At 69.8% G+C, this 15428-nt stretch carries 15 protein-coding genes; 11 read left to right on the top strand and 4 right to left on the bottom strand.

Annotated elements, in window-relative coordinates:
* Positions 1-21 precede the first annotated feature (21 nt).
* The 3 genes from ACIHAO_RS12255 to ACIHAO_RS12245 form a co-directional block, all read right to left on the bottom strand.
* A complete protein-coding gene (locus tag ACIHAO_RS12255; RefSeq protein ID WP_037308177.1) occupies positions 22-924 on the bottom strand; it encodes an HAD family phosphatase in 903 nt (300 codons plus the stop codon).
* Positions 925-1019: 95 nt separating this feature from the next.
* Positions 1020-2108 carry a DUF5667 domain-containing protein gene (locus ACIHAO_RS12250; RefSeq protein WP_396557125.1) on the bottom strand — a complete coding sequence of 363 codons (1089 nt, stop codon included), beginning with the start codon at positions 2106-2108 and terminating at the stop codon, positions 1020-1022.
* 109 nt (positions 2109-2217) lie between these two features.
* A complete protein-coding gene (locus ACIHAO_RS12245; RefSeq protein WP_396557123.1) occupies positions 2218-2925 on the bottom strand; it encodes a sigma-70 family RNA polymerase sigma factor in 708 nt (235 codons plus the stop codon).
* 293 nt (positions 2926-3218) lie between these two features.
* On the opposite strand from ACIHAO_RS12245, the gene ACIHAO_RS12240 reads away from it, so the two are divergent.
* The 7 genes from ACIHAO_RS12240 (at position 3219) to ACIHAO_RS12210 (ending at position 11405) form a co-directional block, all read left to right on the top strand.
* Entirely contained in the window at positions 3219-4703 is a 1485-nt protein-coding gene (locus tag ACIHAO_RS12240) for an AMP-binding protein (protein ID WP_396557121.1), read from the top strand.
* 11 nt (positions 4704-4714) lie between these two features.
* Positions 4715-4951 (top strand): glutaredoxin family protein, encoded by a 237-nt coding sequence (locus tag ACIHAO_RS12235; RefSeq protein WP_037332991.1) that lies wholly within the window; start codon positions 4715-4717, stop codon positions 4949-4951.
* A gap of 57 nt (positions 4952-5008) precedes the next feature.
* Positions 5009-6544: a molybdopterin-dependent oxidoreductase gene (locus tag ACIHAO_RS12230; RefSeq protein WP_396557119.1), complete on the top strand. Its 1536-nt coding sequence runs from the start codon at positions 5009-5011 to the stop codon at positions 6542-6544.
* Between the two features lie 176 nt (positions 6545-6720).
* Positions 6721-7548, top strand: coding sequence for a redox-sensing transcriptional repressor Rex (locus ACIHAO_RS12225; protein WP_396557117.1), 828 nt, complete (start codon positions 6721-6723; stop codon positions 7546-7548).
* A 1-nt stretch (position 7549) separates the two neighbouring features.
* On the top strand, positions 7550-8857 hold the full coding sequence (locus ACIHAO_RS12220; protein ID WP_396557115.1) for a glutamyl-tRNA reductase: 1308 nt from the start codon (positions 7550-7552) through the stop codon (positions 8855-8857).
* Between the two features lie 7 nt (positions 8858-8864).
* On the top strand, positions 8865-9812 hold the full coding sequence (gene hemC / locus ACIHAO_RS12215) for a hydroxymethylbilane synthase (RefSeq protein WP_396557113.1): 948 nt from the start codon (positions 8865-8867) through the stop codon (positions 9810-9812).
* A 60-nt stretch (positions 9813-9872) separates the two neighbouring features.
* Positions 9873-11405 (top strand): bifunctional uroporphyrinogen-III C-methyltransferase/uroporphyrinogen-III synthase, encoded by a 1533-nt coding sequence (locus ACIHAO_RS12210; RefSeq protein ID WP_038520123.1) that lies wholly within the window; start codon positions 9873-9875, stop codon positions 11403-11405.
* A 152-nt stretch (positions 11406-11557) separates the two neighbouring features.
* Here the strand turns inward: ACIHAO_RS12210 and ACIHAO_RS12205 are convergent, their stop codons facing one another.
* A complete protein-coding gene (locus tag ACIHAO_RS12205; RefSeq protein WP_396557111.1) occupies positions 11558-12844 on the bottom strand; it encodes an Nramp family divalent metal transporter in 1287 nt (428 codons plus the stop codon).
* Between the two features lie 138 nt (positions 12845-12982).
* On the opposite strand from ACIHAO_RS12205, the gene hemB reads away from it, so the two are divergent.
* The 4 genes from hemB to ACIHAO_RS12185 are packed head-to-tail and all read left to right on the top strand — an operon-like array spanning position 12983 to position 15311.
* Positions 12983-13954, top strand: coding sequence for a porphobilinogen synthase (gene hemB / locus ACIHAO_RS12200; protein ID WP_125788680.1), 972 nt, complete (start codon positions 12983-12985; stop codon positions 13952-13954).
* Positions 13955-13964: 10 nt separating this feature from the next.
* Positions 13965-14510, top strand: a complete 546-nt coding sequence (locus tag ACIHAO_RS12195; RefSeq protein ID WP_396557109.1) for a hypothetical protein — start codon at positions 13965-13967, stop codon at positions 14508-14510.
* Positions 14507-14959 (top strand): hypothetical protein, encoded by a 453-nt coding sequence (locus ACIHAO_RS12190; protein ID WP_396557107.1) that lies wholly within the window; start codon positions 14507-14509, stop codon positions 14957-14959. Before ACIHAO_RS12195 ends, ACIHAO_RS12190 begins: the two co-directional genes overlap by 4 nt.
* Positions 14937-15311 (top strand): hypothetical protein, encoded by a 375-nt coding sequence (locus tag ACIHAO_RS12185; RefSeq protein ID WP_396557105.1) that lies wholly within the window; start codon positions 14937-14939, stop codon positions 15309-15311. The genes ACIHAO_RS12190 and ACIHAO_RS12185 overlap by 23 nt, the downstream gene beginning before the upstream one ends.
* The last annotated feature ends 117 nt before the right edge of the window (positions 15312-15428 follow it).

The following is a 15428-nucleotide window of genomic DNA, read 5'->3' as shown; positions in this document are numbered from 1 at the left end:
TAATTGCGGAGGGGTGTCGGGTCAGCGGCGCCGGTAAGCCATGCCGGCCGCGACGGCGCCGGCCACGGCGCCGACGCCGAGCACCGAAGGCACGCCGATCTTCGCGGCCTTCCGGCCGGTCCGGAAGTCGCGGATCTCCCAGCCGCGCGCCCGCGCGACGTCGCGGAGACCGCCGTCGGGGTTCACCGCGACCGCGGTCCCGACGACCGACAGCATGGGGACGTCGTTCTGCGAGTCCGAATACGCCGTGCAGCGCTTGAGATTCAGCCCTTCGCGTGACGCCAGCGCCCGGACGGCGTGGGCTTTCGCGCGGCCGTGCAGCAGGTCGCCGACGAGGCGGCCGGTGTAGACGCCGTCCTTGGTCTCCGCGACGGTGCCCAGCGCGCCGGTGAGGCCGAGGCGCCGCGAGATGATGGCCGCGAGTTCGATCGGGGTCGCGGTGACGAGCCAGACGCGCTGCCCGGCGTCGAGGTGCATCTGCGCGAGCGCCCGGGTGCCGGACCAGATCTTGTCCGCCATCAGCTCGTCGTAGATCTCTTCGCTGATGTCGGTCAGTTCCTGCACGGTGCGACCGGCCACAAAGGACAGTGCGCGCTCGCGGTGGGTTTTGATGTCCTCTTTGTTCTCACGGCCGCCGAGCCGGAATTTCACCTGCTGCCAGACGAATCCGGCCAGATCGGCGGAGGTGAAGAACTTGCGCGCGGCCAGTCCGCGGGCGAAGTAGAAGATCGACGCGCCCATCATCATGGTGTTGTCGACGTCGAAGAACGCGGCCGCCGTCAGGTCCGGCGGAGCGGGCGGCGCGGGCGGTTCGAGGGCTTCGGCGGACGCGGTCGCCATGGCGGCCTCGGCCGACGCCTCGCCCGCGAGCTCGGCCAGCCGTTCGAGCTCTTGACTCTTGTCCCTGCCCCGCCAAACTGACACGCACACCGCCTCCGGAATCCCAGGTGCCTACGCACAGCGTAGCGAGCGCTCGACCGGCTCGTACCAGGTGTGGCGCCTCCCTCGTCGACAGAGCGTCAGCCGATGATTATCGGCGGTAACCCCGGGATGAGCGGCGGAATCGAAATCAGCGGCGGCTTCGGGGTGGCGGTCGGCGTCGGCAGGGGCGGCAGGTTCGTCGGGCCGGGGGTGGGCACCACGGGCGGCGGCGTGCCTCCGGTGGGTGGCGCGAGCGGTCCGGTCGGGGCGGCGGTGTCCACGACGGAAGAGGCCGGCGGCACCGACGTCGGCGAAGGCGAACCGGTCGGCGCGGACGACGGCGGGGGAGACGACACCGGCGGCACGGCCGCGTCGGGGGAATCGGGATCGCGGACGCAGTCACCGGCGGCCGGGACCACGCCCAATTCGTCGGAAGAGCCCGTGGTGATCGTGTAGCAGACCAGCCGCGAACCGAGATCCGTCGTGCGCTCCTGGACCTTGTCGAGCAGGCTGCGGGCCGCGGCGAACTTGTCGCGCGCTTCGGCGGGTGCCTGCCCGACCTGGACACCGAGCCGGTCGGACTGCTGCTGCGCCCAGGAGCGGAGTTCGGTCAATCGCGTCTGGCCACCCTGGTCGGTGACGATCGCCGTCAGCCGCGAGACCCCGGCCCGCAGATCCGTCTCGAAATCGGCGAGGCCGGTGAAATACGCACCGGTGGGGGCGTCCTGCCGGGTCAGCTCGGCGAGTTCGCCGACGCGGTTCGCGGCGAACTCCAGGTGCTTCTTCGCCTTGTCCTGCTCGTCGAAGGTGAGCCCGAGCGCGGCCGATTCACCCGTTCGTTTGATGCCGTAGAGCGGATCGCCCGGCAACGCGTCCTTGGACAGCAGCAGCGTGACGCCGCCCAGCGCCAGCACGAGCGCGACGGCGGCCGCGGCGAGGTTGGCGACGGCGTGACCGCGGCGCTTGGGCGCGGCTTCGGCTTCGGCGAGCCGTCCGGCGATCTCGTCGCGGATCCGTTGCCGTGTCTCGGCGTCGGGAGCGCCGCCGGCGCCCAGTTCGCGCAAGCCGCCGACGAGGGCGAGTTCGCGGGCGAACTCGTCGTCCTCCGGGGACGCGGTGCCGTCGACAAGGTCGGCGAAGCGGTCACCGTCCGCCCGCTCCCGCGCGAACCATCCCGGCACGCCCACGGCGAAGTCTCCATCTGCTCAGCCCGGTCCTGACACCGGTCTGGCTGAGAAAACGAGCGGGGACGCCCAAGGGTTACGGCAAGGCCCGGTGAGGGACAAATATGGGACTTTAACGCAATCCAGTGGGCAGAAGTTGTGCCAAACGGCGTACCGCGCGGTGCTGAAGGGCCTTGATGGCGCCTTCGTTGCGCTTCATGATCGCCGCGGTCTCGGCGACCGAGAGCCCCTGCATGAACCGCAGCACGATGCACTCGCGCTGGTCTTCGCCGAGTTCGGCGACGCAACGCAGCAGTTCGGCGCGGGTGGCGCGGCTGATGGCCTGCTGTTCGGGCCCGGCGACGGCCTGCACGCCGACGTTCCCGATCGGTGCCCCGTTCGGCTCGGCGACCTCGTCGGTGACGACCTCGAGGCGGAACCGGCTCGACTTCACGTGGTCGAGGATGATGTTGCGCGCGATCGTGACGAACCAGGCGCCGACGTCACGCCCCTGGTAGCTCACCGAGGTGATGCGGCGCAGGGCGCGGAGGAACGTCTCGCTGGTGACGTCCTCGGCGAGGTCCCGGTCGCCGAGGCGGAACAGGACGTAGCGGTAGACGACGTCGACGTAGCGGTCGTAGAGCCGTCCGAAAGCGGAGGTGTCGCCGTCCTGTGCGGCGCTGACCAGCTCCCAGGCTTCGGCCTTCGCGGCTTCGGCGGCGGCGTCGCTCTCGGAGGTGTCGCCGACCTTCGGCCGGGCCGGCGGCGCCGCGGGGAAACCACTCCGGCGGAGGATGTGGCCCGCCAGCATGGAGACGGGGTTCGGCGCGGGAAGGGTCACGGTGCACCTCCCGTTCCGGACAGGGAGTACCGGCCCGCATGTCCCACCGCCGCGTGGGCCTGCAAGATCTGCACGTCCGGACTCCCTTTCTCACCATCGAGTGATCAACACCACTCGACGACGTCCAGCAGCATACGTGTAGTTACCGCGAAGTAGGTAGCGGTGCCGGGGTTACGGAACTGCGACGAAACCGAGTGACCCCCATGACGGTGGCCGAGATGACAAACTGACAACGCCGTCGATCCGAGGGAAGAGGTTCGCAGTTGAGCGCGGAGCAGGTTGCCGAAGGAAGCGTGCCCACCTTGCTCGTCGAGGCCGCCCGCCAGTGGCCCGGCAAGGCGGCCGTCCAGGAGACCGGGGGTGGGGTCGCGCTGACGTGGGCGCAACTCGACAACGCCGCCCACGCGCTGGCCCGCGCCCTGCTCGACGCGGGAATCGAGCGTGGCGACCGAGTGGCGTTGCGGCTGCCGACGTCGGCCGCGTTCGCCGTCTCGCTGTTCGGGGCGCTCCGGGCGGGCGCGGTGGTCGTCCCGATCTCGCCGCAGGCCCCGGCGGCGGAGCTGAACGGGCTGCTGGAGCACAGCGGCGCGCGGCTCGTCCTCGAACGCGAAGTCACTGAGGAACTCCCCGGCGGAGTGACAAGCCTCTCACCGCCTGTTACCTCGGATGGAGCAGCCGAACCGGTCGACGCGGCCGGATCCGGTGAGGACATCGCGGTCATTTCGTACACTTCCGGCACGACCGGTCCACCGCGCGGCGTGATGCTGTCGCACCGGGCGCTGCTGGCGAACCTCGACCAGCTGAACCGGATCGTCCCCACCCCGCTCGTGCACGGCGATCGCGTGCTCATCACCATCCCGTTGTTCCACGTCTACGGCCTGGGCCCGGGCCTGCTGCAGACCACCGCGGTCGGCGCGACGGCGATCCTCTCCGAACGTTTTCTCGCCGAGCGGACGCTCGCCGACTGCGCCGAGTACCGGGTGACCTCGATCGCCGGCGTACCCGCGATGTACGCCGAGTTCGCCGCGATGGACCCAGAGGAACTCGGGCGGGGCCTTTCCACCGTCCGGCGGATGACGTCGGGCGCGGCGCCGCTGCACCCCAAGATCCTCACCGCGCTCCGCGGTGCCACCGGACTCGACGTCTACGAGGGCTACGGCCTCACCGAGTGCGCGCCCGTGGTCACCACGACGCTGGTCACCGGCTACCCGAAGCCGGGTTCGGTCGGACGGCCGCTGCCCGGCGTCGAGCTCCGGCTGGTCGACAGCGACGGCGACGCGGAACCCGTCCCGCTGGACCCGGACGACCTCGGCGACGCCTTCGACGAGGACGGCGGCACCGGCCTGGTGTCGATCCGCGGCGCGAACCTGTTCTCCGGCTACTGGCCCGACGGCTCGCACGGTCCCGACGAGGACGGCTGGTTCCGCACCGGCGACGTCGGCTACCTCGACACCGACGGCGACCTGCACCTGGTGGACCGCGCCAACGACCTGATCATCGTCAACGGCTTCAACGTCTTCCCGCACGAGGTCGAGAACGTGATCTCGATGCTGGACGAGGTCGTCGAGGCGGGTGTCGTCGGCGTCGTCGACGAGAGGACCGGCGAAGCGGTGAAGGCCGTCGTCGTCCCCGCGCCCGGCGCTTCGCTTTCGGAGCAGCAGGTCGTCGAGCACTGCGCGGAACACCTGGCCGGGTACAAGGTGCCGCACACCGTCGAGTTCGCCGAGTCGCTGCCTCATTCGGCCACCGGGAAGCTCCGCCGCATGCGCCTCAGGTAAGGATTGACCGCATGGCCCACCACGTGACCGTCATGACCCGTACGGGTTGCCACCTGTGCGAGGTAGCGGAACAGGACATCGAGCGGATCTGCGGCGAACTGGGCGTCGCCTGGTCGGCCGAGGATGTCGACAGCGACCCCGAATGGCGTGCCGAATACGGCGACCGCGTGCCGGTGATCCTGGTCGACGACGCCGAGCACGGCTATTGGCGCGTCGAAGAGGACAGGCTCCGGAAGGCGCTGGCGTAACACACTCGTAAGGGCCATCGGCCGGCCTGAAGGCCCTTTCGCTCCGAAGATGGAGTCGTGCACGACGAACGCAGGCTCAGCTTCCCGCAAGCCGCACTGACCGGGCTCCTGTCACTGGCGGCCGCCCTCGGCGTGGGGCACCTCGTCGCGGGTTTCGTCGGGTACACGGCTTCGCCGTTCGTCGCGGTGGCGAACTTCGTCATCGACCACAGCCCGCACGCGGTGGTCGCCTGGGCCGAGCAGACGCTGGAGACCTGGGACAAGCCCGTCCTCAAGATCGGCCTTGCCCTGGTACTGGTGCTGTTCGCGCTGCTCGCCGGGCAGCTCTCGCGCCGCAACCCGCTGCCGGGCCAGGTGCTCGTCGGCTTGCTCGGCGCGGCGGGCGTCGCCGCCGTCTTCGTGCGCACCGACCTCGGGCAGATCGCGCTGCTGGCGCCGGTGATCGCCACCGTCGTCGCGCTCGTCGTGTTCACCCGGCTGCACTCGTTCTTCCGCCCGAAGGTGTTCTTCGACGATCGTGAAGGCGAGGGCCCGGACCGGCGGAAGGTGCTGATCACCGGCGTTTCCGTCGCGGCAGGTGCCGGTGTCGCCGCGCTGACCGGCCAGCTCGTCGGGACCAGGAAGAACGCCGAGGAGTCGCGTGCCGCCGTCGGCAGGCTCGTCGCGACGAGGACGGCGCCGCCGATCCCGCCCGACGCGGACTTCGCGAAACTCGGCACCCCGCCGTACCTCACTCCTTCGAAGGATTTCTATCGGATCGACACGGCGCTGGTCGTCCCGCAGGTCCGCACCGAGGACTGGAGCCTGCAGATCCGCGGGATGGTCGATCGCGAAGTCACCTATAGGTATGAAGACCTCCGCTCGCGGCCGCTGATCGAACGCGACGTCACCCTCTGCTGCGTCTCCAACGAGGTCGGCGGCCCGTACATCTCCAACGCCCGCTGGATCGGCATCGACCTGCGCGACCTGCTGAACGAAGCGGGTGTCAAACCCGGCGCCGAGCAACTGTTCGCGACCAGCGTCGACGGCTGGACCTGCGGAACCCCGATCGAAGCCGCCCTCGACCCGCGACGCGGCGCGATGCTCGCCCTCGGCATGGACGGCGAACCGCTCCCGATCGAGCACGGCTTCCCCGCGCGGATCGTGATCCCCGGGCTGTACGGCTACGTGTCCGCCACGAAATGGGTGACCGAGCTGGAGATCACCACCTGGGAGGAGCGGCAGGCGTACTGGCTCGGCCGAGGCTGGGCCAGGGAAGCGCCGGTGAAGACGCAGTCGCGGATCGACGCGCCCGGCTCGGCGGTGAACGCGGGCAAGGTCGTGGTGTCCGGGATCGCGTGGGCGCAGCACACCGGCGTCGCGAAGGTCGAGGTCCGGGTCGACCAGGGGCCGTGGCAGGAGGCCGTCCTGTCGGCCGAGACGTCGAAGGACACCTGGCGGATGTGGTGGACCGAGGTCCAGGTCCCCGCCGGTCAGCACGAGATCGCCGTCCGAGCCACCGATCAGGCGGGCCGCACCCAGACGCAAGAGCGTGCCGGAACCGTCCCCGACGGCGCCACCGGCTGGCACACGGTGACGGTCAACGCGCGGTAGAGACCCTCAACACAGCGTTCACCTGTGACTTTGTGCCTGCGTTCACAAGTGGCTACCGTAGATACGTCGCCTCCGAAAGCGCCCGGCATCGAACCGGACTCAGCGCGGCGGGTCAAGAGCCGGTTTCCAGGTTCAGGCGATTCATGTCGTCAGCAGGACCAGAGGAGCGGACAAGCGTGGTGTCGCAACGAGGCCGGCGCACCCGGGTGACACCGGACGCCGACAACGCGCCCACCGCGGAGATGCCCGCCGTCGAGGCCGCCGCCGAACCGGAAGCCGTTCGCGCGAAGTCGATCCCCGAGGCCGCCGTCGCCCGCCTCGCCGTCTACCTCCGTGTCCTCTCCGGATTGGCCGAGCAGGGCGCGACGACGATCTCCAGCGAGGAACTCTCGCAGGCCGCGGGCGTCAACTCCGCGAAACTGCGCAAGGACCTGTCGTACCTGGGTTCGTACGGCACCCGCGGCGTCGGCTATGACGTGCAGGTGCTGGTCAGCCAGATCGAGCGGATCCTCGGCCTGACCCGCAAGCACAAGGTCGCCGTGGTCGGCATCGGTAACCTCGGGCACGCGCTGGCCAACTACGGCGGGTTCCCCGGCCGCGGTTTCCCGGTCGAGGCGCTGTTCGACCTCGACCCGGATCTGGTCGGCGTGCCGGTCGGCGGCCTCCCGGTCTCGCATCTCGACGAGATCCCCAAAGTCTGCGCCGAACGGCAGATCTCCATCGGCGTCATCGCCACTCCGCCCACCGCCGCGCAGTCGGTCTGCGACCGCCTTGTCGCAGGTGGCGTGCAGTGCATCCTGAATTTCGCCCCGGTGGTGCTGCAGGTTCCGGCACATATCGAGGTGCGCAAGGTGGATCTCGCGGTCGAACTGCAGATCCTGTCGTTCCACGTCGCTCGCCGCGCGGATCTGGCCGCCAACGGCAACGGCGGAGGAGACGGTGGCCCCGGAAGCGCCGAGAATGGCAGCGTGAACGGCCACGGCAACGGAATGGTGGTGCGCTGAAATGAGCGTGTTGGCGGTCGGGCTCTCGCACCGCAGTGCCGAGCTGAACACCCTGGAGCGGGTCGCGGTCCCCGCGACCGACGTGACCAAGGTGCTCCACGAACTGCAGCAGGCCGAACACGTCAGCGAGGCGATCCTCGTCTCGACCTGCAACCGCATCGAGGTCTACGCGGTCGTCGAGACCTTCCACGGCGGTCTGAACGACGTTTCCGACGTGCTCGCCCGCCAGGCCGGGATGCAGCCCGCGGACCTCTACGACTCGCTGTACGTGCACTACGCGGGCGCCGCGATCGAGCACCTGTTCTCGGTCACCTCCGGCCTGGACTCGATGGTCGTCGGCGAGACGCAGATCCTCGGCCAGATCCGGTCCTCCTACGCCACCGCGCGTGAGGCGGGCACCGTCGGCCGCACGCTGCACGAACTGATCCAGACCACGCTGCGCGTCGGCAAACGTGTGCACAGTGAAACGGGCCTGGATCAGCTGGGCGCGTCGGTCGTCTCCGAGGCGCTGGCCGCGGCCGGGGACATCGCCGGCAAGCACGCGCTGATCATCGGCGCCGGTTCGATGGGCGCGCTGACCGCCTCCCACCTGCGTAAGACCGGGATCGGCGAGATCACCATCGCCAACCGCACCGAAGCACGGGCCGCCCGTCTCGCCGCCGCGAGCGTCGAGCAGGGAGTGCCCGCGAAGGCCGTCCAGATGAGCGGGATCGCGGACGCGGTCGCCGAGGCGGACGTCGTCGTCTGCTGCACCGGCGCGCAGGCCGCGGTGTTCACCACCGCGCACGTGCCCGCCCGCGCCGGGCGACCGCTGGTCGTCTGCGACCTCGGCCTCCCGCGTGACGTCGAGCACGAGGTCGCCGAGCTGGCCGACGTCACCGTGGTCGACCTCGAGACCATCCAGCGCCGCATGCGTGAAGCGGGCACCCCGACCACCGAACGGCAGACCGCGAAGGCCACCGGCATCGTGCTCGACGAGGTGCGCGAGTACCTCGCCGGACAGCGCAGCGCCGAGGTCACCCCGACCGTGACGGCGCTGCGGCGCCGGGCGGCCGAGGTGGTCGACGCCGAACTGCTGCGGCTGGACAACCGCCTGCCGGACCTCGAAGCCGGGGTCCGCGAGGAGGTCGGCCGCACGGTCCGCCGCGTGGTCGACAAGCTGCTTCACGCGCCGACTGTGCGGGTCAAGCAGCTGGCCGCCGAGACGGCCGACACCGATTACGCCAACGCGCTGCGTGAGCTGTTCTGCCTCGACCCGCAGGCGCCCGCCGCCGTGGCGAGTCCTACTGCAACGCCGAAAGACGAGTGATCATCCAGTGAGCAGAGTCATCCGGATCGGGACGCGCGGCAGCAAACTCGCCCTCGCGCAGACCGGCACCATCGCCGACGCGCTGCGCGCCACCGGCGCCGAGGTCGAGCTAGTCACCGTGACGACTCCCGGCGACAAGTCGTCCGCGCCGATCCCGACGATCGGGGTCGGTGTCTTCACTTCCGCGCTGCGCGAAGCCTTGCTGCGCGAGGAAGTCGACGTCATCGTGCACTCGTACAAGGACCTCCCGACGAAGCCGGAGCCGGGCATCACGCTCGCCGCCGTGCCGCCTCGCGAGGACCCGCGTGACGCGCTGATCGCCCGTGACGGGCTGACTTTGGGCGAGCTGCCGCCGGGTTCGACCGTCGGCACCGGCTCGCCGCGGCGCACCGCGCAACTGCGCGCGCTCGGTCTCGGTTTGGAAATCGTGCCGATCCGAGGCAATATCGACACCCGCATGCGCAAGGTGACCGACGGAGAGCTCGACGCCGTCGTCCTGGCGCGTGCCGGACTGGCCAGGATCGGCCGGGCGGAGGAGATCACCGAGACCCTCGACCCGATCCAGATGCTGCCCGCCCCCGCGCAGGGTGCGCTGGCGGTGGAGTGCCGGACCGGTGACGTGGACATCGAGCACCTGCTCGGGTCCACAGTGGACGATGAAGGCACCCGCGCCGTGGCGACCGCCGAGCGGGCGTTGCTCGCGGCGCTGGAAGCCGGGTGCAGCGCACCGGTCGGAGCGCTGGCGGAGATCGTCGAAGACCTGGACGCCGAAGGGCGGGTCGTCGAGCGGATCTCGCTGCGGGGCACCGCCGCCGTCGAAGAGGACGGGGACGCGGTCGACATGGTGCGCGCTTCCGCGCTCGCCGACAAGCACCAAGCCGAACAACTCGGCCGGACACTGGCCGCCGAACTGCTCGACCTGGGGGCCGGCGCACTGTCCGGTCCCGCCCAGTGAGTCAGAACGTTGAAGGTAGGGCCGCGCTCGACTGCGGCCGCTCAAGAGGAGAACGCACAGATGACCCCCGCGCGTAAGACCACCGGGCGAGTCGCCTTCGTGGGCTCGGGCCCCGGTGACGCCGGTCTGCTGACCGTCCGCGCTCAGGAGCTGCTCGCCAAGGCCGAGGTCGTGGTGACCGACCCGGACGTCCCTTCGGGCGTTCTGGCCTTCGCCGCCGAGGGCGCCGAAGTGCGCCCCGCCGTCGGCGAGGCCACCGAGGTCGCCAAGGACCTGGTGAACGAGGCCAAGGCCGGACGGCTGGTGCTCCGGCTGATCGCCGGTGACCCGCTGACCCAGCCCGCCGTCGTCGCCGAGGTGCAGGCCGTTTCCCGGACCAGCGCCGTCTTCGACATCATCCCCGGCGTCTCGCCCGGCGCGGCCGTCCCGGCGTATGCCGGTGTCGCGCTCGGCGGGACGCACACCGAGGTCGACGTCCGCGGTGACGTCGACTGGGCCGCACTGGCCGCCACCCCCGGCCCGATCGTGCTGCACGCGACGTCGGCGCACCTCGCCGAGGCCGCGTCCGCGCTGACCGAGCACGGGCTGGCGCCGACCACCCCGGTGGCCGTTACGTCGAACGGCACCATCAACACCCAGCGCACCCTCGACACCACGCTGGCCACCGTCGCGAACGAAGCGGGCGAGCTCGTCGGCCCGCTCATCGTGACCATCGGCCAGGCCGTCGGCCAGCGCTCGAAGCTGTCTTGGTGGGAGTCGCGCGCGCTGTACGGCTGGAAGGTCCTGGTGCCGCGCACCAAGGAGCAGGCCGGTGAGATGGCGGAGCGGCTTCGCGGCCACGGCGCCACCTCGCACGAGGTCCCGACCATCTCGGTCGAGCCGCCGCGCAGCCCCGCTCAGATGGAGCGTTCGGTCAAGGGTCTCGTCGACGGCCGCTACCAGTGGATCGTCTTCACCTCGACCAACGCCGTCCGCGCGGTGTGGGAGAAGTTCGAGGAGTTCGGGCTCGACGCCCGCGCCTTCTCCGGCGTGAAGATCGCCTGCGTCGGCGAATCGACCGCCGCGAAGGTCCGCTCCTTCGGCATCATCCCCGAGCTGATCCCGGAAGGTGAGCAGTCCTCGGAAGGCCTCCTCGCCGAGTTCCCGCCGTACGACGACGTCCTCGACCCCGTCGACCGCGTGCTGCTGCCGCGGGCGGACATCGCCACCGAAACCCTGTCGGCAGGCCTGCGTGAACGCGGCTGGGAGATCGACGACGTGACCGCGTACCGCACGGTGCGCGCCGCGCCGCCGCCGGCCGAGACCCGCGAGATGATCAAGACCGGCGGTTTCGACGCGGTCTGCTTCACCTCGTCCTCGACCGTGCGGAACCTCGTCGGCATCGCCGGCAAGCCGCACACCCGCACGCTGGTCGCGTGCATCGGCCCGAAGACCGCGGAAACCGCCGTGGAGTTCGGGCTGCGGGTCGACGTCCAGCCCGAGAAGGCCGACGTCCCGCACCTGGTCGACGCGCTCGCCGAGCACGCCGCGCGGCTCCGCGCCGAAGGTGCGCTCCCGCCGCCTCGCAAGGCGAAGCGGGCCCGCCGCTCCTGATCGTTCGTTGAAGTACATGAAGGCCCCCTTCCTTGCGCCAGGCGCAAGGAAGGGGGCCTTCATGTACTTCAGTGCCCTGCGCAATTAGTCACCTACTTGCGCAGGTCGCGCGGCGCAACTAGGTGACTAATTGCGGCGGTCGGGCGGTCACCTCAGCTGAAGAACTTCACGACCTCCGTGTACGCCAGGTAAGCGAACATCGCCAGGCAGATGCCCAGCAGCCCGTTCGAGAGCCACCGCGATCGTCCCTCCCGCGGCACCCGTGAGGTGTTCAGCAGCACCAGCAAGGTCGCCGCCAGGAACGGCATGAACAGCGCGCCCAGCACGCCGTAGATCACGGTGAGCTGGAAGGGCTGGTCCAGGAACAGCAACGCCATCGGCGGGAAGGTCAGCCACAGCACGTATCCGCGGTACGCGACGCTGCGTTCTCCGGCCTTCTTCTCATACGCCTCAACGCTTTCCGTCGTGTTCGCGGGCAGCCGCAGAATGCGCCACCAGTCCGCGAAGAGCAGGCTCACGCCGTGCCAGACGCCGATCACCGACGTGAACGAGACCGCGAAGAAACCGATGAGGAACGGGATCCGCGCCCACTGCCCGTAGTCCGCGGCGAGGGTGTCGCCGAGGAACAGCAAGCCCTTGTCGCCCGAGAGGATCTTCTGGCCGACCAGCAGTTCCGCGCCGACGATCAGCATCGCGATCACGAAGACGCCGGTCATGACGTAGCCGACGGCGTTGTCGGTCCGCATCATCGGCAGCCACTTCGCCGAACGCCAGCCCTTCGCGAGCGTCCAGTAGCCGTACGCCGCCATGGTGATCGTGCCGCCGACGCCGCCGACCAGGCCGAGGACGTAGACGAGTGAGCCGTCGGGCAGGGTCGGGACGGCGCCCTTGAACAGTTCGGCGAAGTTCGGCACGACGAGGATCGCGGTGCCGACCACGGTCACGAACATGACGCCGACCAGGATCGTCATCAGTTTCTCGATGATCGCGTAGCGCCCGAACCACACCAGCGCGAAGCCGAGCAGGCCGCAGATCATCGCCCAGTACCGCACCGAAAGCGCGGGGAAGAGCGCGTTCAGCGGCAGGCCCGACGCGGACATCGCGGTCGCGCCGTAGACGAAACCCCAGATCACCCCGTAGATCCCGAAGTAGATCAGCGCCCACATGCCCAGCGTCCGCCAGCCTGCCAGGATCGTCCGGCCCGACGTCAGATGCCAGCGGCCGACGGCTTCGGCCAGCGCGAGTTTGAAGATCGTGCCGACGAGTACCGCCCACAGCAGCGTGTACCCGAAGCGCGATCCGGCCACCATCGTCGCGACGAGGTCGCCCGCGCCGACCCCGGTCGCCGCGGCCATGATCCCTGGCCCGACCTGGCGCAGCCGTGCGCGCCAGCCGACGGGCGGTTCTTCCAGTTGGTCGGTCACCGTTGAACTCGACATGCCGTGGAAGGTAACCCAGGTCACACCGCAGAGGAATCGGACAAAGATGACTCTTTACCCTTCCTTAGGAAAGGTGTGCCCGTGCGGCCCAGCGAGGCTGCGGACGTGTCTCGAGCGTGCGGGAGTACCGTCGTAAGGGTGTTTCCCGAACATCGTCCCCGCAGGCTCCGTACCACTCCGGCCATGCGCAGGCTGGTGGGCGAGACGACGCTGCGGCCGCGCCAGCTGATCCTCCCGATGTTCGTGGCCGAGGGCATCGACACGCCCCGCCCGATCGCGAGCATGCCCGGGGTCGTCCAGCACACCCGTGACACGCTGCGCAAAGCCGCCGTCGACGCGGTCAACGCCGGGGTCGGCGGCCTGATGCTGTTCGGCATCCCGAAGACACGGGACGCCGAGGGATCCGGCGCGATCGACCCGAACGGCATCCTCAACGTCGCCCTGCGTGACCTGAAGGCCGAACTCGGTGACGCGACGGTCCTGATGGCGGACACGTGCCTCGACGAGTTCACCGACCATGGCCACTGCGGCGTCCTCGACGCCGACGGCGGTGTGGACAACGACGCGACCCTGCGCCTGTACGCGGAAATGGGGCTGGCGCAGGCGGAAGCGGGCGCGCATCTGCTCGGGCCCAGCGGCATGATGGACGGCCAGGTCGGCGTCATCCGTGCCGCGCTCGACCGCGCCGGGCGCACGGACACCGGCATCCTCGCCTACTCGGCGAAGTTCGCCAGCGCATTCTACGGCCCCTTCCGTGAGGCCGTCGACTCGCAGCTGAAGGGCGATCGGAAGACGTACCAGCAGGATCCGGGCAACGTGCGTGAAGCGTTGCGCGAGATCGAGCTGGACATCGCCGAGGGCGCCGACATGATCATGGTCAAACCCGCGCTGTCCTATTTGGACGTCATCAGGGCGGCCGCCGAGGCGTCGCCGGTTCCGCTGGCGGCGTACAACATCTCGGGCGAGTACGCGATGGTCGAGGCCGCCGCGGCGAACGGCTGGCTGGAGCGCGAACGCACGATCCTCGAGGTGCTGACCTCGATCCGCCGTGCGGGTGCGGACATGATCCTCACCTACTGGGCCGCCGAAGCCGCGGGTTGGCTGGACTAGGCTGCCTCGCGTGAGCGACAGCGAAGCCGGCGAAACGGACGACGAGCGCCGCAAGCGGGGACGCGCGCCTGACCCGGTCCTGCCTGGTCAGGAGCAGCCGAAGCACGTCGTGCCGAAGCCTGTCGCCCTCTCGTTCTGGTTGTGGATCGCGACCGGTCTCGCCCTGATCGCCGGGCCGGCCTATCTGGCGATCGGCAGGCAGACGGTGATCGACACGTACCTCAAGCAGAACGCGGAGCAGCCTGACCCCGCGCTGAGGGTCGACCCGTCGCGGATCATCGACGGCGTCGACGGGCTGATCCTGAACCTGTTCGTCGGCGCGATCACGTTCGCCGTGCTCTTCGCCATTTTCGCGTACAAGGCCCGCGAAGGAACACGTTCGGCCAGGGCCGTGCTGACCGGCCTCGCGGTTTTCCTCGCCCTCGTCGGACTCTTCGTCCTCGGCGGCGCGCTTTTCGTCGTCATCGCCACGCTGATCGCCGTGATCGCGCTGATCCTGATGTACCTGCCCAGCGTCGCCGACTACTACCCGAAGGTCGGGCGCAAGCTGCCATGACGCCGGAGCCCGCCCTCTACGCCGAACCCGGCGTCGGCTGGACGGCGTTGCTGTGGGCGCCGCTGTTCTCCCTCGCCGGGCTGCTCGCGGAACTGGCGACCGGCGGGCCCGTCCACTGGCTCGCCTGGATCCTGGTCGCGGCGGGGCTGGTGGCGATCACCGTGCCGTGGGTGTACGCGCGCCGCCGGTTCCTCTCGCTCGAAGTCACCGCGGACGGCTACCGGCAGGGCAGGGAAACCCTGGAGGCGGCCCGGATCGCCGAAGTCCTCGAAGACGACGCCCCGGTCGGGGCGCGGGTCCTCGGCGGCGGCTGGACGATCCCCAAGAAGCACGGCGAAGTCGGCTTGAAGCTCGAAGACGGCGTTTTCGTCCGCGCCTGGGCCAAGGATCCGGACGCCCTCCGCGAGGCTCTCCAGGATTTGGTGCGTGCCCGCACCACAGAGTCATGAGAAGCTGCTCACTGTGATCGACCTTCCCCAGCCGACCGGCGCCGATCTGTGGCCACCGGAGGACACCCGGCGCAACGCCCGGCTGCACAAACCCCTGCGCGCCGTGGTGGGAGCCGTCGAACTGATCCTCGCCGCGTTCGCCGTGTGGGGTGCTTTCGCTTGCTGGAAGGCCGGTGTCGTCCCGGTCGTGATCAGCTACGGCGAAACGACGACGCTCGAATCGCAGCGCTACTTCGGCGGCCCGCTCGCCGGCGCCATCGGGCTGGGCGTGCTGGCCGCGATCCTGGTGGTGGACGCGATCCGCCAGTTCCTGCTCGCCGTGCGGGCCAAGGGGCGCAAGCCCAAGGACTAGTTGAGCCAGCACCGGAAGTTCGCGCCGTAAATCCGTATCGATATCCGGCCGTTTCGCGCCTGGTCTCGCGGGGGTCGTGAGTGGTAAGTGTCGTTAGAACGACACTTACCACTCACG

Origin of the sequence: Amycolatopsis sp. NPDC052450 (assembly GCF_044547565.1) — a bacterium.
GTDB lineage: Bacteria > Actinomycetota > Actinomycetes > Mycobacteriales > Pseudonocardiaceae > Amycolatopsis.
This window is presented reverse-complemented; position numbering and strand designations above follow the sequence as displayed.